At 34.4% G+C, this 19755-nt stretch carries 21 protein-coding genes and 1 pseudogene; 2 read left to right on the forward strand and 20 right to left on the reverse strand.

Translation table 11 applies throughout. The features are described from left to right. Positions 1–3: 3 nt before the first annotated feature. From COB47_RS06725 to COB47_RS12305, 20 genes and pseudogenes are all read right to left on the reverse strand, one after another. Positions 4–354 carry an Asp23/Gls24 family envelope stress response protein gene (locus tag COB47_RS06725; RefSeq protein WP_013290624.1) on the reverse strand — a complete coding sequence of 117 codons (351 nt, stop codon included), beginning with the start codon at positions 352–354 and terminating at the stop codon, positions 4–6. 12 nt (positions 355–366) lie between these two features. Continuing rightward, the gene (locus COB47_RS06730; RefSeq protein WP_013290625.1) at positions 367–951 is read right to left on the reverse strand and encodes an ECF transporter S component; all 585 of its coding nucleotides are present in this window, start codon (positions 949–951) and stop codon (positions 367–369) included. Positions 952–975: 24 nt separating this feature from the next. Further along, complete coding sequence (locus COB47_RS06735) at positions 976–1677, reverse strand: pseudouridine synthase (protein WP_013290626.1); 702 nt, start codon at positions 1675–1677, stop codon at positions 976–978. Positions 1678–1679: 2 nt separating this feature from the next. Continuing rightward, positions 1680–3047, reverse strand: a complete 1368-nt coding sequence (locus tag COB47_RS06740; protein ID WP_013290627.1) for an RsmB/NOP family class I SAM-dependent RNA methyltransferase — start codon at positions 3045–3047, stop codon at positions 1680–1682. Positions 3048–3073: 26 nt separating this feature from the next. Continuing rightward, positions 3074–4243: a class I SAM-dependent rRNA methyltransferase gene (locus tag COB47_RS06745; RefSeq protein WP_013290628.1), complete on the reverse strand. Its 1170-nt coding sequence runs from the start codon at positions 4241–4243 to the stop codon at positions 3074–3076. Positions 4244–4264: 21 nt separating this feature from the next. After that, positions 4265–4861 (reverse strand): NUDIX hydrolase, encoded by a 597-nt coding sequence (locus COB47_RS06750; RefSeq protein WP_013290629.1) that lies wholly within the window; start codon positions 4859–4861, stop codon positions 4265–4267. Beyond that, positions 4824–5420 (reverse strand): molybdenum cofactor guanylyltransferase, encoded by a 597-nt coding sequence (locus COB47_RS06755; protein ID WP_013290630.1) that lies wholly within the window; start codon positions 5418–5420, stop codon positions 4824–4826. Before COB47_RS06755 ends, COB47_RS06750 begins: the two co-directional genes overlap by 38 nt. After that, a complete protein-coding gene (locus COB47_RS06760; protein WP_013290631.1) occupies positions 5417–7348 on the reverse strand; it encodes a molybdopterin-dependent oxidoreductase in 1932 nt (643 codons plus the stop codon). Before COB47_RS06760 ends, COB47_RS06755 begins: the two co-directional genes overlap by 4 nt. Positions 7349–7371: 23 nt before the next feature. Further along, a complete protein-coding gene (gene nadC / locus COB47_RS06765; protein ID WP_013290632.1) occupies positions 7372–8208 on the reverse strand; it encodes a carboxylating nicotinate-nucleotide diphosphorylase in 837 nt (278 codons plus the stop codon). Then, positions 8209–9825 (reverse strand): L-aspartate oxidase, encoded by a 1617-nt coding sequence (nadB, locus tag COB47_RS06770; protein WP_013290633.1) that lies wholly within the window; start codon positions 9823–9825, stop codon positions 8209–8211. Positions 9826–9848: 23 nt separating this feature from the next. Continuing rightward, on the reverse strand, positions 9849–10760 hold the full coding sequence (nadA, locus tag COB47_RS06775; RefSeq protein WP_013290634.1) for a quinolinate synthase NadA: 912 nt from the start codon (positions 10758–10760) through the stop codon (positions 9849–9851). An 83-nt stretch (positions 10761–10843) separates the two neighbouring features. Next, positions 10844–11259, reverse strand: a pseudogene (ruvX, locus tag COB47_RS06780) (Holliday junction resolvase RuvX). A 33-nt stretch (positions 11260–11292) separates the two neighbouring features. Then, on the reverse strand, positions 11293–12240 hold the full coding sequence (locus COB47_RS06785; protein WP_013290636.1) for an aldo/keto reductase: 948 nt from the start codon (positions 12238–12240) through the stop codon (positions 11293–11295). Further along, a complete protein-coding gene (locus COB47_RS06790; RefSeq protein WP_013290637.1) occupies positions 12227–13738 on the reverse strand; it encodes a hypothetical protein in 1512 nt (503 codons plus the stop codon). The genes COB47_RS06785 and COB47_RS06790 overlap by 14 nt, the downstream gene beginning before the upstream one ends. Beyond that, complete coding sequence (locus tag COB47_RS06795; RefSeq protein ID WP_013290638.1) at positions 13686–13940, reverse strand: IreB family regulatory phosphoprotein; 255 nt, start codon at positions 13938–13940, stop codon at positions 13686–13688. Before COB47_RS06795 ends, COB47_RS06790 begins: the two co-directional genes overlap by 53 nt. 71 nt (positions 13941–14011) lie before the next feature. Further along, positions 14012–14824 carry a TrmH family RNA methyltransferase gene (locus COB47_RS06800; protein WP_013290639.1) on the reverse strand — a complete coding sequence of 271 codons (813 nt, stop codon included), beginning with the start codon at positions 14822–14824 and terminating at the stop codon, positions 14012–14014. 43 nt (positions 14825–14867) lie between these two features. Then, complete coding sequence (rplT, locus tag COB47_RS06805; protein ID WP_013290640.1) at positions 14868–15227, reverse strand: 50S ribosomal protein L20; 360 nt, start codon at positions 15225–15227, stop codon at positions 14868–14870. Between the two features lie 34 nt (positions 15228–15261). After that, complete coding sequence (gene rpmI / locus COB47_RS06810; RefSeq protein WP_013290641.1) at positions 15262–15459, reverse strand: 50S ribosomal protein L35; 198 nt, start codon at positions 15457–15459, stop codon at positions 15262–15264. A gap of 27 nt (positions 15460–15486) precedes the next feature. Further along, positions 15487–15987 carry a translation initiation factor IF-3 gene (gene infC, locus COB47_RS06815; RefSeq protein WP_013290642.1) on the reverse strand — a complete coding sequence of 167 codons (501 nt, stop codon included), beginning with the start codon at positions 15985–15987 and terminating at the stop codon, positions 15487–15489. Between the two features lie 284 nt (positions 15988–16271). Next, entirely contained in the window at positions 16272–17651 is a 1380-nt protein-coding gene (locus COB47_RS12305) for a transposase (protein ID WP_013290643.1), read from the reverse strand. Between the two features lie 268 nt (positions 17652–17919). Here COB47_RS12305 and COB47_RS06825 point away from each other — a divergent pair, with 268 nt between their 5' ends. Together COB47_RS06825 and COB47_RS06830 are read left to right on the forward strand one after the other, a co-directional pair. Next, positions 17920–18759 (forward strand): 5'-methylthioadenosine/S-adenosylhomocysteine nucleosidase family protein, encoded by an 840-nt coding sequence (locus tag COB47_RS06825; protein ID WP_013290644.1) that lies wholly within the window; start codon positions 17920–17922, stop codon positions 18757–18759. Continuing rightward, positions 18728–19738, forward strand: a complete 1011-nt coding sequence (locus tag COB47_RS06830; protein WP_013290645.1) for an SPL family radical SAM protein — start codon at positions 18728–18730, stop codon at positions 19736–19738. The genes COB47_RS06825 and COB47_RS06830 overlap by 32 nt, the downstream gene beginning before the upstream one ends. Positions 19739–19755: the final 17 nt, after the last annotated feature.

The following is a 19755-nucleotide window of genomic DNA, read 5'->3' on the forward strand; positions in this document are numbered from 1 at the left end:
AAGTTACAAACGAATACCATCTACAAAGATATTTATAGCCCCCGGTTTTAGACCTGTGTATTTTTCAATAGCATATGAAACTCTTTCTCTGATGTTTTCAGCAACAACAGGAATTCTGGTGCCGTATTCCACAATTATGTGAATATCAACATTTACAATTCCATTTTCTGCTAAAACCTTTATGCCTTTTTGCAAGTTTTCCCTGCCAAGAAGTGTAACTATCCCGTCTGCTACACTCTTTGATGCCATACCAACAACTCCATAGCTTTCCATACATGAAAGCCCAATTATAGTAGCAATACAATCATTGGTAATCTCTATCTTTCCAAATTCATTTTCAAAATGAACACCCATAATCTTCATCTCCTATCTTTTTACTATCTTCGATAACCTTTTATAAAGGACAAAAGTAACCACCGAAATAATTGTACCCTTAACCAAATTAAATGGAATTATGGAAAACAAAATTAATGTAAACTTATCTGTTACAAGACTATTTACTTTTGCAGCAATTTTTATTATTTCTGAGATTGGAAATTTCAAAGCCTTTTCGTAAAGAGGAAGAAGCACAAAATAGTTTAGCAAGCCTGCCCAGATAGAAAATGCAATGGTAGAAATAATAAGAGCTACTGCAGCACCTTTTTTAGTTCTATTCTTGGCATATATGTATCCCGCAATGTACACAAAAAAGCCACCAATCATAAAGTTAGCAAACTCGCCTATTCCAGCCGTTTTGGTAACGAACAGATGAAGTACATTTTTCAAAAATTCAACACCCACACCCCAAGCAGGTCCAAGAGCAAACGAAATTATCAATGCTACACAGTCACTAAAATCAAGTTTTAAAAAGTCCGGAAAAATCCCTAAAGGAAACTCTATAAGCATTATAACAAATGCCAAAGCACCAAAGATTGAAACCTTAACAAGATTTTTTAACTCAACCTGTTTCATCTTTCAATTACCTCTCCTCTCTTTTTACTTACCAAACACCAAATAAGCCTCTTCTTCTTTCATCACCCTGTATTCACCCGGTTTTAAACTTTCGTCTAAATTAAGACCTCCTATTCTCCGGCGTTTTAAGTCCACCACCTTATTTCCAATTGCTTCGAACATTCTTTTAACCTGATGATACTTACCTTCATATATACACAATTTGACTGTGGTACTATCAATAATAGTATATTTTGCAGGAAGTGTCTTATAACCATCATCTAAAATAATACCATTTTCAAACTCTTTTAATCTTTCCTCATCCACCTCTTTTTCAAGCCTTACTAAATACTCTTTTTCAATTCTTTTTTTGGGTGAGATAACTCTGTGCGTGTATTCACCATTATCTGTAATTATCAAAAGTCCTTCCGCATCTTTGTCAAGTCTTCCAACTGTATGCAAATCTCTATGCTTTAAATCATCAGAAATGAGTGAGAACACTGTAAGTGACATCGGGTCCTCATTTGAACACACATAACCTTTCGGTTTGTTCATCATGATATAAATCCATCTACTGAACTTTACAACCCTGCCATCAACTTCTACTACATCTTCTTCGGGATTAATCTTAAAATCAACTTCTACTATTTGTTTTCCATTTACAGTCACGATTCCTTCTCTTATTAGTTTTTTAACTTGAGTCCGTGAACCAAAACCGCAGTGGGTTAGAAACTTGTCAAGTCTCATTTTTATTCCAATCTCCATCCTTTTGGAAAATAGTTTTTTATTATATGTCCTTCTGCTTTACCCCATCCAAGAGTAAAACCATCTACACATATTCCTACAAATCCATTTAGATTTTCTTTATTCTCTATTGTCTCACCTTTTAAATACCTCCACAGCCTTTCATCATCTTGAGAAAAGTTAATAGCAACCTTCAGATTTTCGCCCTTTAAACTCGCAATCAAATGAGCAGAAGGATAAAATCTTCCTTTGTAAACTTCTCCCAGCAAAAGACCATTTCGAAGCGGTGTTATTTTATCAAAAGGTCCGTCAAAACCCAAATATAATTTACTTGCTTTTTTATAAAACAGCCTATCTCCAAAGTGACTTAAGTCTATGTTTAAGTATTTATCGCAAAACTTTTCAAAAATTTTTAAATCCTCGCTGTCCACCTCAAATCTTTGTGGCTGAAAAGTCCACTCAGCTCCGCTTTCTTTCACCTTTTTTAGCTTGCAAATAAAATGTCCCTCGCCTCTGACCCTGTGTGGGTAAATTCTCACCGCTTTTTTCAAATTTTCATTGCCATTTATCTCAATCCCATCCGAAAAACCCTCATATTTTTTTATCTCAACAACTTCATAGTTTTTATGTTTTTTCAAGAACCAGTCAATAATTTCTTCATTTTCTTCTATTTCAAACGTACAGGTAGAATATACTATCTCGCCACCCACTTTTAAAAGTTCATCTACCTCTGTCATGATACTTCTCTGCAGATTAACATACTTTTCAGGGTGATTGGAAGTCCATTTCTTTGCTGTCGTCGGGTCTTTGCGAAACATTCCCTCACCAGAACAAGGTGCGTCAACTAAAATCTTGTCAAAATATGCGCCATAGCTTTCAGCTATCTCTTTCGGCTTGTTGTTCAGAACTACAACATTTGTAAGCCCGAGATTTTCAACATTCTTTACAAGCGCTTTGATTCTTGTTGGTTTTACATCATTGGATACAAGCAAGCCATTTTGTCCAAGCCTTGCTGCTATCTGAATGCTCTTCCCACCGGGTGCAGCACACAAGTCTAAAACTTTTTCACCTTCTTTTACATCCAAAGCTTCAACTGGAAACATAGCTGAGGGTTCTTGTATATATATAAGACCAGCAAAATAGTATGGGTGTTTACTCAGTTTTATCTCTTCAGTGTAATAAAAACCATCTTTGCACCATGGAACTTTTTCAAATTCAATTCCCATTTTCTCTACAAACTCTTCAACTGAAACTTTGGCAGTGTTAACCCTAAAACCTTTATAGCTATCAAACTCGTATATCTTTATAAACTGTTCAAACTCTTCTTTCAAAATTTCTTTCATCTTTGACAAGAATTCTTCTGGCAAGTTCAATTTGAAGTTAGACCTCCTTGTAAATCTTATAAAACCTGAAAAATAAAACATTTGAGGTACAAAGACTCTTCATAGTTAATAAGATATGGATGGTCTTTTGCCTGTGTTCTGTACTCAATAAGCCTTAAGGTTTTTTTTGCATCTTTTGCTGCATCTTTAATAACCTCAAAAAATAGGTCTGGTTTCATATAATGTGAACATGAACAGGTCACAAGAATTCCACCTTTTTTGAGTATCTTCATGGCTCGCAAGTTTATTTCTTTATATCCTCTTTTTGCATTTTCCAAAGTGTGCATGCTTTTTGCAAATGCAGGAGGATCAAGTATTATCATATCATATTTTTCTTTTTTGTCATCAAGTTCATTCAGATAATCAAAAACATTTGCAACCACAAATTCACATTTTGATTCAACCCCATTTAACTTAGCATTTTTTACTGCCTGTTCAATAGCCGTATCTGAGATATCAACACCTATGACCTTTGACGCACCAAACTTTGCTGCGTTTATTGTAAATCCTCCTGTGTGACAAAAACAGTCCAAAACTACTTTATTCTTTACAAAATTCCTTATTGCAACCCTGTTCTCTTTCTGGTCCAAAAAATATCCTGTTTTTTGTCCATTTTCTATATCCACTATCATCTTAATACCATTTTCCTCTATCTCAACTTCCACAGGTGAACTGCCATATAAAAATCCTTTTCTCAAATCCAGTCCTTCAATTTCTCTCACTTTTGCATCGTTTCTCTCATATATAGCTTTGGGATTTACAACCTCAACTAATATTTCTACCAGCTTATCTTTATATCTGTCAACACCTTTTGACAAAGTCTGCATTACAAGTACATCCCCAAACTTGTCAACAATAAGCCCTGGCAAAAAATCAGCCTCAGCAAATATGAGCCGGCAATTTTGTGTATAGCCTATACTTTTTCTGTAATCCCATGCATCTTGAATTCTTTTTTTAAAAAAGTCAATATTAATCTCCTCATTTTTTCGTGTAAGAATTCTTACAAGTATTTGAGACTTGGAATTAATAAAACCTTTCCCTACAAATTTCCCTTTAAAATTCACTACATCAACAATCTGACCATCCTCGAACTCCCCATCTATCTTCTGTACCTCATGCCTGAAAACCCATGGATGACCACTTTCCACTCTCAGTCCTTTTCCTTTTGCCAAAAACACTTTCGCCATACTCTAAACAACACCTCTTTTTTAGTTTATTTTCTTTCGTACAAGGTACTCATATACAAGAGAAGTAGAATAGAACCTAAACTTGCCCCAATCACCCCAAAAACCTTTTTGTTCTTTCAAGATATCACAAAGATTTTTTAATTCATCCAAAGACACCTTTATTACCTCTGAAATCTCACCATCAGTTTTTGCAAGATTATCCTTTTCATATTTTTCAATTAAAAATACAAATGAATAAAAATCAAAATGTTCTTGCAGCCAGACAAGATTGTATTTTATAACTCCAATCAGCAAAAAATCCTTAATATCCAGCGCAAGTTCCTCTTTTACTTCTCTTTCTAAAGCCTCATCCACATTCTCGTTAAGACCGATACCACCAGAAGGTATCCTGTAAATTTTATCAGGATATTCTTTTTGTCTTACAACAAGCACTTCTTCTCCATCTCTTATTGCAAACACCACTTCACCTATTCTATCAACATTTATTTTGCTTTTAAGATATTCAAAGAACTCTCTATCTTCTATTGTTACAGTAACTTCTTTAACACTTAAATCTGAAGCAATTGGTGTTCTTTCTAAATCAAACCTGGTTTGAAAGAACTCTTCTAAATCTTTCATTTGCTGCCTCCAAATCAGATTGAGTATTTATATTTTTAAAGCTTTCAAGATAAGGGTCAAATCTCAATATTTCGTTAATTTCAATCTTCTTTATATTTGAGCTTTGTAAGATAGCAGAAAGAGAAAATTCACCCTTGTTTATAAAATCCAATGCTTTTTCCAAAAATGCTTTGCTGTATACACAAAAAAGAGGCTCAAAATAGCCATTGTAATAAGGAACAATTGCATCGTACCCATTAAACCCAAGCATATACTCTACAAGTTCTTTCTTGGCAAACGGCATATCGCATGCTATTATAAAATTCTTGTTTGTTCTGCTTACCATCAAACTTGTTAATACACCTGCAACCGGTGCATCTATTTCAATTCTATCTTTTATTACTTCAAAACCTTCAAATTCTACATACCCATTTTTTACTACAATAAACTTTTTGTCAAAAAGACTCCCTATACTCCTGTCTATTATTTGTATAACCCTCTGGTTACCAATCTTAAGATTTAATTTGTCAAATCCGAGCCTTTTTGACTTTCCACCCGCCAAAATAAATAGATTTTTCATGTTGTCACCTTTTTCACAAATACAAAATTTGAATTAAATGCTGCTTGACTGTCCATCTCTGCCGTTTTGGAAAAGATGCAAGAGTTTATTGTCTCAATCTTCTGGTTTTGAAAGCCCTCTTCAACTATTATATACCCTCTTTTTACATCCCGCCTCAGTACTGCCTCAACAACAAAACCTCCACAGCCATTGTAAAGAAGCACTTTATCGCCGTTTCCAATTCCAAGTCTTTTTGCATCTTCGATATTAAAAATAGCAACTGGTCTTCTTTCAAAAAACTCCTGAGAATGTAGCGTTTTTTGAGAATGAATAGTCACAAGTCTGAGCTGGTTTTTTAATACTCTTTCTTCATCTGTAGATGGCACAGCTACACCCATCTTCTCGTTTTCAAATTCAAATTTTTTGCTCTTAGTTAAAAATACTTTATCTTCCCACGGAACATCCATTTTGGCTGCACGCACAAAGTGCTTGTCAAATTTAATGTTTAGAGCTTTTTCAAGATGAGTCTTTACACATTCTACCCATTCTTTTTCCGATTTTATAGGAAAATCTAAATCAAGTCTTTTTGCAAGCTGGTTTATTATCTCAACCTCTGATTTTGACTCACCGATGTTTTCAATAACTTTCTCAGAAACCCCAATGTAATCATGCCACATATTGGGGACAAACACATCCTCTTTCTCAAGAAAACTTGCAGCAGGAAGTATAATGGTTGATGCTTGTGTTGTTGCTGTCAAAAACATGTCAACAACCACTACAAACCTTTTTTGAAGTTCTCTGAAAACTAAATCTGAGTCAGGACACTGTGAAACAGGATTTCCGGCAGATATATAAACCATCTCAATCGGCGGATTTTGCTGGTCTTTTAGATATTCACCAAGTTTTGCTCTGTTATAAAAGCGCTTATTTACAGCTCTAAAATCATCTTTGAAAACGGAAGCTATATTTTTAGTGAACCTGTGAGCAAAGTTTGAACCTCCACCTTTTATGCCAACATTGCCCGAGATTGCAACAAGATAGTCAATTGTTCTTATTGTATTTACTCCATTTGTATATCTTTGCGGACCATAGCCAATAAAAGTTGACACAGGTCTTTGAACATAAACATTTGCAAGGGTCTCAATAACCTCTTTCTTTACACCGCAATTTCTTTCTATCTCTTCATATGTCAATCTATTTGCAATGTCCTTTACTTTTTCAAAACCAACAGAATACTTTTCAATAAACTCTCTGTCTTCCTTCCCGTTTTCAATTATATACTTTATTGCTCCGTAGGCAAGATAAGAGTCAGATCCAGGATTTACAACCAAACCAATATCAGCAATCTTAAATGTTTCAGTCGGATAAATGTCAATTACCACTACCTTTTTGCCCTGTTTTTTGGCCATATGGACAAAATAAAAAAGGTGGAGGTTTGTCCACAGAGCGTTTCTTCCCCAAAGAACAATCCAGTTAGAATTAAAAATATCAAACGGCGAATGGCAAAGCGAATTTCCAAAATCCATTTTCTGAGCAAAAAGACCTGCTCCCCAGCACAAACTTCCTTCCGAATACGTTGCACCACCCAAATAGTCAAAAAATAACCTTTCAACATTTCTCAAATACCCTTCATACCCATCTCCGCTATAGTATAAAATGGAACTTGAGTTGTGCCTTTTTAGAATATCTTTTATTTGCTCTGCAATCATGTCAAGAGCCTGATTCCATGAAATTTGGTGAAATTCATTCTTGACTCTCAAAAGAGGAGTGGTTATCCTCTCTTTTGAATAAACCTTCTCAAGCAATTTATAACCTTTCGGACATAAAAAACCATTAGTGATAGGGTGGTCTTTATCACCATAAAGCTTTACTGCTTTCCCATCTTCAACTTGAGCAACAATCGCACAGCTGTCAAAACAGTCAAGAGGACAAAAGGTCTTTTTTTTCATAAGAGTTTGCCCCCCAAAAAATTTTAATCTACAAAATCAAGGCTAATATCAAGGCTTTTTACTGAATGCGTAATGCTCCCAACAGAAATAATGTCAATACCTGTTTTTGCAATCTCTTCAATGTTATCAATATTTATATTTCCAGATGCTTCTATCAACACTCTTCCCCCAGCTTTTTCAACAGCCTTTCTCATCTCATCCACCGTAAAATGGTCAAGCATAATTATATCCGCACCTGATAACAATGCCTCTTCAAACTCCTGCATATTACGCACTTCTATTTCAACCTTCATTGTATGTGGAACATTCTCTTTCGCCCTTTTTATAGCCTCTGATATGCTTCCAACAGCCTTTATATGATTATCTTTAATTAACACCGCATCAGATAAGGAGTATCTGTGATTTTTGCCACCACCAACAAAAACAGCGTATTTATCAAGCATTCTCAAAAGAGGAATGGTCTTTCGAGTATCAGTCACAGTCGCCTTGTACCCTTTTATCTTTTGCGCAAGCATATTTGTAAATGTTGCAATCCCGCTCATCCTTTGCAACAAATTTAAAGCAAGCCTTTCGCCCTTCAAGATTGCCCGGGTGCTACCATCTATTTTAGCCAAAACATCACCCTTGTTTATAAATTCTCCATCAGCTTTTAACTTTTCAAATTTTATGTTGCCATCTAGTATCTCAAATACCCTCTTTGCCACATCTATCCCACATAAAATTCCATTCTCTTTAGCCAATAAAACAGCATTTGATGTGCTCTCCTGCGGAATTAATAAATCTGTAGTAATATCCCCATATGGCATATCCTCTATCAGTGCATCCTTAATAATTTTATCAATCACCAAAAAATTCAGCATTTAAAAGATTTCCTCCCATCCGCAAGTCTTTGAGTATACCAAATGCTTTTTCCAGTTGACATCATCTTGATACGGGAAATCTTTTCTGTAATGAGAACCTCTGCTCTCTTTTCTCATCAGCGCAGCATTTGCCAGAATGTATCCTATTATGAGCATATTGTAATATTCTATCTCTTTTTGCGAGCCAAGCTTCATTGCATTTAACATCTCTAACCTTGAGACAATGTAATCAATCAACTTTTCAAGTCCTTCTTTTGTTCGCACAATCCCTGCATGCTCACTCATTTTACTTCTCAAACCTTCAATCTCGGTGGCTACGTTCAAATCAAAATCCTTTTTACTCAAGCTTCTATGGCAGATTGCTATATGTTTCACATTTTTTTGTGACCTGCTGTTGATATATTGAGCTATTCTTCTTCCAAAAACAAGACCTTCTAAAAGTGAATTTGATGCAAGCCTGTTTGCTCCATGAACACGTGTCCCTGCTGCCTCACCACATACAAAAAGGTTTTCCACAGTGGTTCTGCCAAACTCGTCAGAAAGCACCCCGCCCATACTATAATGCTGCGCAGGTGCAACAGGAATTCTCTGTTTTGTAATATCGATACCAAGTTCCAAACATTTTTGATATATATTAGGAAATCTCTTTCTTATAAAGTTAGCATCAAGATGAGTAATGTCGAGAAATACGTTTTCAGAACCTGTCCTTTGCAGCTCAAAGTATATACTACGAGAAACAATATCTCTTGGTGCAAGCTCTGCAAGAGGATGATACTTAGGCATAAACCTTTCACCAAAACTATTGTAAAGAAGACCGCCTTCGCCTCTTACTGCCTCGGATATTAAAAAGCTCTTATTTCTTTCATGATAAAGCACTGTGGGATGAAACTGCACAAGTTCCATATCCACAACCTTTGCTCCACACCTTACAGCTGCAGCACAGCCATCGCCTGTTGTCACCTCAGGGTTTGTTGTGTATTTGTACAAATATCCATAGCCACCAGATGCCAGAACAATGTTGTTTGAAAATAAAATGACCTTCTTATTCTTTATCTTTAGCAAAACTCCTATGGCATTGTTCTGTTCATCGGTGAGTATATCAACCAGAAAAGCATTTTCAAATATTGTAACGTTTTTATACGACTTTACTACATGTCCTAAATGCTCAGACACAATTCTTCCTGTTGCATCTCCACTTGCATGGATAATCCTTCGTCGGCTGTGTGCTCCTTCCTGACCTAAAATAATTTCACCCTCGTCATCTAAATCAAACGGAATATTCATCTTAAGCAGAATATTTATATTTTCAATAGCCTCATCAACCAAAATTCTTACCATATGCGAATCACAAAGACCACTGCCTGCTCTTATTGTATCCATATAGTGTATGTCAGGACTGTCATCATGACTAAGCGGTGCTGCAATCCCGCCTTGGGCTAAATTGGTATTGCTAACCTGCATGGTTTCTTTTGTTACAAGAGCAGTTTTTAGTCTTTTGTCAAGATTGACTGCAGTGTATAACCCTGCAACACCTGTTCCAATAATCACTACATCAAAATTTAAAACCTCATCACTATTAGAGTCAAATTCAATGCAAAACCTTTTAAACTCTGTCAAACTGACCATCTCCAATTTACAAATTAACCCATTTCAAGCATCTTAGCAAGTGCTTTTTTCGCACCTTGCATAATTTCTTCTTCAACTTCTATCTGGTATCTCTCATACAATAGAGCATCTCTTACCGATTGCAAGGTATTCTTCTTCATATTAGGACAAATCATCCCTGGATGAAGAATATAAAACTTCTTGTCGGGATTCAGCTTCTTTAAACTGTACAGTACTCCCATCTCTGTTCCGATAATAAACTCTTTTTCTTTTGAAGCAGTAGCAAAATCTATTATCTGTTTTGTACTTCCGACAAAGTCAGCAAGCTCAACCACTTCTGGTCTACACTCAGGATGGACCAAAACCAAAGCATTTGGATGCGCAGACTTCGCTTTTTCAACATCTTCTTTTTTAATCTTGTAATGAGTAATACAAAATCCTTCCCATAAAATGATGTCTTTTTCAGGCACCTGTTTTTTAACAAAACTTCCTAAGTTTTTGTCTGGCAAAAAAATTATTTTGTCATTGGGAAATTCCCTTACAATTTTCACAGCATTTGATGAAGTACAGATAACATCTGATTTTGCTTTGACAGAAGCAGGAGAGTTAATATAACACACAATTGAATAATCAGGATATTTCTTTTTTAAATTTTCAACATCTTCTGCAGTCACCATATCAGCAAGAGGACATCCAGCATCTATCTCTGGCAACAGCACCTTTTTATGTGGCGAAAGTATCTTTGCACTCTCAGCCATAAAGTGAACTCCACAAAATACTATAACTTCTTCAGGACGTTCAGCGCACACTTTGCTAAGATAAAAAGAGTCGCCCACAAAATCAGCAATCTCCTGCACTTCATCAATTTGGTAATTGTGAGCAACTATCAAAGCGTTCTTTTTTCTCTTGAGCTTGTAAATTTCATTTTTAAGCTCTTCTATATTCAATAATATCACTCGCTTTTCTTGGTAAGATTTTTATCATTAATATACCATTTAAGAAGACCAAAATCAACATACACAAAAGATTCTTAGCTTCCATTATAAAAGTCAAGATACCCCTGGAGAATATAAACTGCTGCAACCTTGTCAATTGCCTTCTTCTTTTTTTCCAGTTCAGCTCTTCATTCATTACCCTTTCAACAGCTTTTGTTGAAAATCTCTCATCCCATTTTACAATCTCTACATTGTATCTACTTCCAATTCTGCTGGAAATCTCATCAATTTTTTTTAGCTTTTCATCCTTCAGGTCAGGATGCAGCTTAGAAAGAGGATAACCTATCACAACTTTTTCTATATTATATGTGTGAAATATTTTGTCAAGCTCATCAAACAAATCTTTATTTTTCAGCTCAATTGTCATAAGCGGCTGAGCAGTAATTTTGAGTGGGTCTGAAATTGCAACACCAACTCTGCTGTTACCTATGTCAAGACATAGAATCCTCAATTTGCAACCACCTTTCTACTTTTCCAATTTGCTTCAGATTACTTTCAAAGCAAAAAGCTTACAATAGCTGCTGCAGTATCCACAGCAAAGACATCTGGAGTAATCAACAACCACCTTTCCATCTTTCACAGACAATGCATTTTGGTGGCAATGCAAGGCACACTCTCCACAGCCTTCACACCAGCTTTCAACATGAAGCTTTTTTGTCTTTACATTCTCTAATAATTCTTTGTTCAAGTAAACCTTCTTTTCTTCAAAGCATCTAATATTATAGTCAACCTCAAATATACTTTGCATACCAATTGCAACAGAATGAAGATAAGGAAAGTCAAATATAAATTCAAGCGCTTGCCTAAAATTAGAAAGGAGGTTGCCCCCACCAAATATTTTCATAGCAAAAATTCCTTTGCCATGTATGTAGGCTTGTTTTATCGCCTCAGCCATCTCATCAACTGTACCATCTACAATTCCGATTCCTTTGTAGTTAAATATTGGATGGATAACTTCAATTTCTGGATATTTGATAGCATCTTTTACCGCCTTTACATAGTGGGTAGAAATGCCAAAATGTTTTATATACCCTTTCTCTTTTGCTTTTAAAAAATACTCAACTGCTTCATAATGTCCTTTGAAAGTATGCTCACCTTCTTGTTCATGGAGCATAAATAGGTCTATGTAATCAACATCCAGCTCTTTCAAAGCCTTATATAAAGAAAACTCTGCTGATTTTTTATCATAAGCATATGATTTTGTAGATATCACAGGTCGTATTCCGCTTATCTGGATTGACTTTCTTATATACTCATAAGTCTCATACAGCTCAGCAGTATCAACAAAATTTATACCCTTTTGATACGCATACGCTAAAAGCCTTGCTCCATCTTCAACTGATAATTTTTTTTGAAGCGGTCCGATCGTAAGAGTACCGAAACATATTTTGCTTACATAAAGTGAGGTACTTCCAAGTTTAATGTACTGCATAATCTTTCACCAGCTTTGTAAGGTATATACTCAAGTTTAAAAATCCTAATAACAGACCAGCAATTATTGTACCTGAATCGTTCAAAAGCCATGCAAACATAGTGATTATAATAAACAATTTTATCTTTTCTCTTTCAAGTGAGCTCAAAACCAAAATTTTATTTTTGGTCAAAGCTAAGATACTTAAAATCACAAAGCAACTAACAAGCAAAATTGTCAATGGATAGGATACAAAATAAGAAAGGTTCATGAGCATTTTTCTTTTTATTGTATCAAGTAAAACCTCAGTGTTTGAAAAAACATTAAATAGATAGCTATTCTTGAAGATAGCAAAAACTATCAAGATTGCAACTGGTAACAACAAAAAAATCATCTTTTTTTTATTTTCTGATTTTATAATTGAAAATAAAGTAAAACCTAAAAGGATGGAAACAAGCCCGCCAAAATTTATACCATAATATGGAATCGCCAAAAATATAGCTAAGGCTCCGAGTATTATATAAACATTTTTTAAAGGAATTTTAGTTGCAACCGAAAATACAAATGCAAAGCCCAATAAATAAGCAAAAAACTCATTGCCTATGCCATAAAACCTATTTGCAAATGAAGGATGATATCCTGCAGTAGAAATAAGCTCTAAATAGTTGTCATAAAAAATAGCCTGAATCAAAATAGAGAGGATTCCTGCCAAAGCAAGTCCAGCTTGAGTTTTTTCTAAACTGAAGTATGATAATATTAACGAGGTTGCAAAAAACAGTAATAAAAATACAAAAACATGGTTAATATACTGAACTATTATCGGTGAGTAGATAATAAAAAGGTACGAAAGCAACACAGTGGTAGGAAGCAATTTTAAAATATATATATGTATAGCAGCGTTTGATAAGTTTATTTTAATATTTCCAAAATAAACTATTGCTTCTAATATTGAGAAAATAATGATAACAGCAAAAAGAACTATTAAATACCTATTAAGATACATAAGCTGATAATTCAATATCCAAAAAAACTTCCACAAGTGTTGTAAAAAGTTATTTGTTACTAATATTTTAGTATCCTCATTAAACCTGCCTTCTAATATATCCATAAATTCACTGTCCAGTACAAGTCCAGCTCTTTTAGTGTGAACTGATTCGAAAGTAAAAAAGCCTTCATCAGAAAAGTTATTGAATACAAAGATTAACCTACCATCACCACTGTATAAAAAAAATAGACCCTCTTTTTTCTTTTTCATCTGTGATAGATTACTAATATTTGTCCCTTTTTTCCCAAGATATTCTTTAATCTTTTGACTTCTTTCTTCATCTTTTAAAACTACAATCACTGCCCAACCTTTTTTGCTACTTGAAATAACTTCTTTTACAGTAGCATAAAAATATTTATCGCTAAACTCTTTTCCTTCAAACTTGTAGAAACTAAATGCAAAAGCTGAACTGAAAATTAAACTACTCAATATTATTATCAATATAAAACTTAACAATTTCTTCCAATATTTCATCTCTTTCAATTCTCCTTATTATAGAGCGGGCATTCTTATGATTAGTAATATAAGTTGGGTCACCTGATATTAAGTATCCTACAAGCTGGGCAATCGGATTGTAACCCTTTTCTTTCAGCGCATTGTAAACCTCACTCAATATCTCTTTAACCTTTTTGTCCATACTTTCTTCAAATGAGAAATGCTGAGTTTTATCGTTCATTTCTTATACCACCTTTTAATTAATTTTTAAGCCCTCATCCACAATTTTAACTCTGGATGAAGGCTTAAATTCTATCTTTTTCTCAATTCATACAACACAATTGAAGCTGCCACCGCCGCATTTAGAGACTCTGCTTTGCCAGCCATAGGAATTTTTATCTTTCTTGCTGCCACCTTTGCAAAAGAATCGCTAACCCCTTCAGACTCATTACCAATAACAACACAAAATTTTTTGTCAGGAACAACTTTTGAAATTTCAATATCACCATAGGGCGTTGCCACATAAACTGCAAAGCTATTATCTTTTAGGATTTTGATTAATTTTCCCTCTTCAGCCTCTCTCATAATCTGTAGATGAAAAAGTGAACCCATTGTGGCACGTATTGTCTTGGGATTGTAGATATCAACTGTCCCCTTTGTTGTTACAACAGCATCAAATCCAAACGCGTCAGCACATCTAATCAGTGTCCCTAAATTGCCAGGGTCCTGTAGCTTATCAGCTACAACTACTCTTTTAAGATTTTTTATAAAATTTATGTCTTTGTCAACAAAGTTACACTCAGCTAAAATACCTTGCGGTGTAGAAGTTGTAGCAATGTATTCAAACAACTTATCAGGAACCTCAATAACTCTTTTTATTTTCCCATCTTCTAAAAGACGCTTGCACTCCCAGTAAAATTCTTGATACCTATCTTTCGCTTGTTGAGAAAATATCACCAAGTTTATACATTCAATCTGATAGTTAATAGCTTCTTTTACCAGTTTTAAACCTTCAATTATGAAAGACCTAAACTCTTCTCTGTACTTTTTATCATTCAGCTTTTTTACTCTCTTTATACATTCGTTCTCTCGACTGCTAATAAACTCAACTTTTTTTGTGAACATCTTACCAATAGCCCTTGCTTAAAAGAATCAAGATGTAAATATATTACTGAGCATTTATTTGTTTTTTAGCAATCTCAACCAGCTCAGCAAATGCTTTTTGATCATTTACAGCCATATCCGCCAAGACTTTCCTATTAAGATTAATGCCTGCTTTTTTAAGACCATTCATAAACTTGCTGTACGAAAGACCATTTTGTCTTGCTGCCGCATTAATTCTTGTTATCCACAGCCTTCTAAAATCTCTCTTTTTTAGTTTTCTACCAATATATGCATATCTTAAAGATCTCATTACAGCTACATGTGCTTGTTTAAAAATCTTGCTCTTTGCACCAAAATAACCCTTTGCAAGTTTTAGCCATTTTTTATGTCTCTTTCTTGCCCAAACACCATTTTTTATTCTCATTTATTGTTCTACCTCCTGTTTAAAATTGTTGTTTTTATAGATACGGCAAAAGTTTCTTAACTGCTTTTACGTTAGTAGCATCGACAACTACAGTCTTCTTTAAATTTCTCTTTCTTTTTCTTGTTTTTCCACTTAAAAGATGACTTTTGCCAGCTCTCTTTCTCAAATATTTTCCACTTCCGCTCATTTTGATTCTTTTTGCAAGTCCTCTATGTGTTTTTAGCTTCGGCATCAAAAAACTCCTCCCCATCAAAAATTTTTATTGCTGTTTTGGCGCAATGACCGCTGTAAGGTTCTTACCATCCAATTTTGGCTTTTTCTCAACAATTCCGTACTCTTTTATCTTTTCTATGAACTTGTTTATAATCTCTTCACCTATTTCAGGATGCAAGACTTCACGACCCCTAAAGCGAATAGATACCTTTACTTTGTCTCCATCCTGTAAAAACCTAATTGCATTTTTTACTTTTACGTTAAAGTCATGTTCTTCAATTGTAGTTGTAAGCCTGATTTCTTTTACGTTAATAACCTTTTGATTTTTCTTTGCCTCTTTCTCTTTTTTGGCAAGTTCAAACTTATACTTGCCATAATCCATTATCTTGCACACAGGCGGATTAGCATGAGGAGCAATCTTAACTAAATCAAGCTTTTTCTCCTCAGCAATCCTCAGTGCCTCTTTTATGCTCATAATTCCAAGTTGAACACCGTTCTCATCAATAACTCTTACCTCTTTGTCTCTTATCTGCTCATTAATGAGCAAATCTTTATTATTTATATTAAAACACCTCCTGGAAATAAATAACCCTAATTCCTAATTTAAACAAAAAGTGGATAGAAGCATAGCCTATCCACTCTCTTAACTCTTTTTGAGCCATATTAAATGGCTCAAAAAGCACTATTGACCCTCCGAGTCATTTCTCGGAAAGGTGAGAAGCGATAGACTTCTACTTCTTTTTCACCTCTATAAGGATACCATATATACTTTGAAAATGTCAATATCAAAAACCTGCAATTCGGAATTTGAACAACAACTCCTTTTTCATGTTATACTTTACCCAGAATCGAATCTAAGCGCTGCTTCACTTCTGCGTTGCATGACGCATACAACTGAATAAACTCCAGAAATCCAAAGATACCAAAGTACTGTCCAGCATATACAATAACCGATTTTGGCCCCTCTTCCACATACTTCTTTGCTGCTACAGGCAAACTTTTTCCCTCACATCTCTTCCCTTCTTCCATATCTCTGTATAGCTGGAAGAACAAATATCCTATCAGTACCATCACAATATGAAATGCTATAAAATTGTACTTCGTGCTCTTAAAATCTTCAATCTTCCAAAAATCCTTGATCTGTCGGTAATCTTCCTCAATCTCAGGCCTTAATTCATATGTCTTGATTATTTGTTTTGCTGTCTTCCCAAGATCTGTAGTCACAATTACAAAATATTCATCCGTCTTTGTGTCATGTACTACACACCCATTTATCTGTACGTCATCTTCAGGCTTGGCACTCCTCCAATAACTACCCAGTGATTCTACAAAAGCAATCTCCTGCCTCTTCCTTTTTTTGTTCGGGTGAGCTTCCCACTTGTTTTCTTCTTTTGCTATCATTACTGCCTGCTCATATGCCTCCATATTGCTTTTCAAAGGAATGTACGTATCCACTCCTCTCTTTTGTTTTAACTGGTTCATAAGCTCCCTCGAAATAAATCCACGGTCATTAATTAAAATGTCCCCAAATTTTAACATTTTGCTTTTTAGTACCATCTCTCGGCTTAATTCAAGGTCATGTACGTTAATACTACCTATTTTGATTTCTTCCAGTATACCATTATCACCTGTAATACCTCGTAGTGTAGACATCTTATATCCTCTACGCATTCCATCTTTATCTCTTACCACTTCTGAACCTTCATAATTGCTATTCTCCAGTAATACTTCAAGCTCAGTACAATCAAGAATATGAATATCAGGTACTATCTCCTTCTTCGGAAATACATACTCTTGAACATATGTATTATATCCTTGTATTAACTCTTCCACCGTGTATTTCTTTACTATGTTACGAAGGGTACCTTCGTCCATCAGCCCTTCTTTCAACCCTCTCTTATTGTCCCATATGTTCCAGCCAATTTCTGATAATGTCTCCGCATTGCTTATAGCAAAGGGTACATCTGTCAAACTGGTCTTTAGCTTCATCTTCGCTGTAATGGCTAATGTCAGCAATATGTGAAAAGGTATATTCTTATTTGCTGATCGTTTGTCCAAAAACGCATGCTCTAATAGCTCTATTATCCCTTCTCGTTTCATTTTAAGAATTATTGCATCTATCAAATTAGGAAAGCTTAAATCCGCTGCATCTATTGCACCTTTTCTAATAGCTTCTAATACTCTTTCTTTGTCTTTTTTACTTATTACCATATAATGAAACCTCGAAATATTATTCTTAAGAATTATCTTAATACTATATTCCTATATTGTCCAGTTATGCTATCCCTAATTACTTCTAATATGCTTAAAATAGCAGCTTTAAGCTCTCATTTCCTTTATTTAACTCCAAATTCCGAATTGAAGATCAAAAATCTTCTTTAACCTTGTATTCAAATATTTTTTTCTTTGTGGTATTGTATTATTTAAAATAACTTTTAAATTCTTCGAACTTCAACAGCAATAGGGGAGCGAACCTTTAATGATATACCTCATCACTGCCTTTTATCCTGAAGCAAAGGCTTTGATAGACTACTTCGGACTCAAGAAATTATACGAACCATCAAAATTTCAAATTTTTTCTGGCGATGAAATTCTTCTTATAGTGAGCGGAGAGGGAATTTTACAAGCTGCAATAGCAACCACATTTGCTTTGACAAAGTTTGGAACAAGTGATAAATGTATAGCCCTGAATGTAGGAATTTGTGGTGCAAAGAAAAAAGATCTATCAAAAGGCGATGTCCTGCTGTGCAACAAGATAATAAATCATCACTCAAAAAGGACATTTTACCCTGATATTCTGATAACTCACCAGATGAAAGAAGTCTCTCTTGAAACTTTTTTATTTCCTGTTAAGAAAGATACCTTTACTGGTGAGATTGAAGGGGATATAGTTGATATGGAGGGAGCAGGATTTTTTGAAGCAGCCTTAAGCTTTTTAGCCCCTCACAATGTCCACTGTATTAAAATCGTTTATGATTTTTTGGAATATGAGAAGATAGAACCACAAGAAGTTACAAATCTTGTAAAACAAAGCATACCTTTTATAGAAAATTTTATAAATACCCTTGTTGATCTGAATCTTGAATTTTGCACCAACATGATTGAAGAGGAAAAACTAAGAGAAGTGATTGAAAAGCTTAAAAGTAGTCTGCGTCTTACTACTTCCATGACATATCAACTTGAGAAATTGTTAAAGAGTTATATTATAAGACATGAAAATCTACCAGAAGATATCTCGGAGTTTTTCAATATAAATGTAAACTCAAAAAAGGAGGGCAAGCAATACTTTGAAAAACTTAAAAAACTCTTTATTAGCTAAACATTTTTCTCATATATACATTGAAAGAGAGATTATTTTCCATCCGATTACAAAAATAATTTTAGATAAATTTCCTAACTCTGTTTTAGTAGAAATAGATAACTACAAAGAAGTTTTCTCAAGACCAAGACAAAATTATAAACTTCAAGAGATTAGTAAAAAACTAATACTTGCTAAAAAGAAGGGTGAATTTTTATATCCTGGTCCTCCCCTGTGCCATGATTTTGGATACAATCATTTTTATTATACCAGTCTCATTTTTAATTGCATCTTCAGCTGTGACTATTGTTTCTTGAAAGGAATGTACTCTTCTGCTAATATAGTAATATTTGTTAATATAGAAGACTATTTTGAAGAGATTGATTCAGTTTTAAAAAGACATCCCCTGTACCTATCAGTGTCTTATGACACTGACATTATGGCATTAGAAAAAATTGTACCCTTTTTTAGCATGTTTATTGAATATGCAACTTCAAGAAAAGATTTGACAATTGAAATCCGGACAAAGACTGCAGATTATGAAGTTCTGCAAAGTCTAAAACCCTCCGAGAACGTAATTTTAGCATGGACCTTATCACCCCAAGAAATTATAGAAAAGTTTGAACATAAAACTCCCAGTTTGTCTGCAAGACTTGATGCAATCAAAAAGGCTATAGAAAATAGGTGGAAAGTAAGACTTTGTTTTGACCCTCTTCTGTTTACCGAAAATTGGAAAGAGATATATTTAAAATTTTTGAATCGGGTCTTTGAAGAAGTAGAACTTTCTAAAATTTTAGATATTTCCATTGGTGTATTCAGAATTCCAAAGGATTATCTCAAGAGAATGAAAAGGGTATTCGTAAATGAAATTACTCTATTTCCCTATGAAGAAGAAAATGGTGTTTTTACTTATTCTTATGAATTAAAAAAAGAGATGATGGACCTCTTCATTCCAAATTTGAGTAAATTTGTTCCCAAATCAAAGATTTTTGTGATATAAAAAAATAGCCCCCACAC

Origin of the sequence: Caldicellulosiruptor obsidiansis OB47, from assembly GCF_000145215.1 — a bacterium.
Lineage (GTDB): Bacteria > Bacillota > Thermoanaerobacteria > Caldicellulosiruptorales > Caldicellulosiruptoraceae > Caldicellulosiruptor > Caldicellulosiruptor obsidiansis.

Excerpts from the sequence above, each read along its gene's own strand:
- COB47_RS06800 (WP_013290639.1), bottom strand. The coding sequence starts at position 14,824 with ATGTTCACAAAAAAAGTTGAGTTTATTAGCAGTCGAGAGAACGAATGT.
- COB47_RS06790 (WP_013290637.1), bottom strand. The coding sequence starts at position 13,738 with ATGAAATATTGGAAGAAATTGTTAAGTTTTATATTGATAATAATATTG.
- COB47_RS06760 (WP_013290631.1), bottom strand. The coding sequence starts at position 7,348 with ATGAAAAAAAAGACCTTTTGTCCTCTTGACTGTTTTGACAGCTGTGCG.
- COB47_RS06795 (WP_013290638.1), bottom strand. The coding sequence starts at position 13,940 with ATGAACGATAAAACTCAGCATTTCTCATTTGAAGAAAGTATGGACAAA.
- COB47_RS06785 (WP_013290636.1), bottom strand. The coding sequence starts at position 12,240 with ATGCAGTACATTAAACTTGGAAGTACCTCACTTTATGTAAGCAAAATA.
- COB47_RS06755 (WP_013290630.1), bottom strand. The coding sequence starts at position 5,420 with ATGAAAAATCTATTTATTTTGGCGGGTGGAAAGTCAAAAAGGCTCGGA.
- nadC (WP_013290632.1), bottom strand. The coding sequence starts at position 8,208 with ATGCTGAATTTTTTGGTGATTGATAAAATTATTAAGGATGCACTGATA.
- COB47_RS06730 (WP_013290625.1), bottom strand. The coding sequence starts at position 951 with ATGAAACAGGTTGAGTTAAAAAATCTTGTTAAGGTTTCAATCTTTGGT.
- COB47_RS06825 (WP_013290644.1), top strand. The coding sequence starts at position 17,920 with ATGATATACCTCATCACTGCCTTTTATCCTGAAGCAAAGGCTTTGATA.
- rplT (WP_013290640.1), bottom strand. The coding sequence starts at position 15,227 with ATGAGAATAAAAAATGGTGTTTGGGCAAGAAAGAGACATAAAAAATGG.
- COB47_RS06745 (WP_013290628.1), bottom strand. The coding sequence starts at position 4,243 with ATGGCGAAAGTGTTTTTGGCAAAAGGAAAAGGACTGAGAGTGGAAAGT.
- rpmI (WP_013290641.1), bottom strand. The coding sequence starts at position 15,459 with ATGCCGAAGCTAAAAACACATAGAGGACTTGCAAAAAGAATCAAAATG.
- COB47_RS06735 (WP_013290626.1), bottom strand. The coding sequence starts at position 1,677 with ATGAGACTTGACAAGTTTCTAACCCACTGCGGTTTTGGTTCACGGACT.
- COB47_RS06750 (WP_013290629.1), bottom strand. The coding sequence starts at position 4,861 with ATGAAAGATTTAGAAGAGTTCTTTCAAACCAGGTTTGATTTAGAAAGA.
- COB47_RS12305 (WP_013290643.1), bottom strand. The coding sequence starts at position 17,651 with ATGGTAATAAGTAAAAAAGACAAAGAAAGAGTATTAGAAGCTATTAGA.
- COB47_RS06725 (WP_013290624.1), bottom strand. The coding sequence starts at position 354 with ATGGGTGTTCATTTTGAAAATGAATTTGGAAAGATAGAGATTACCAAT.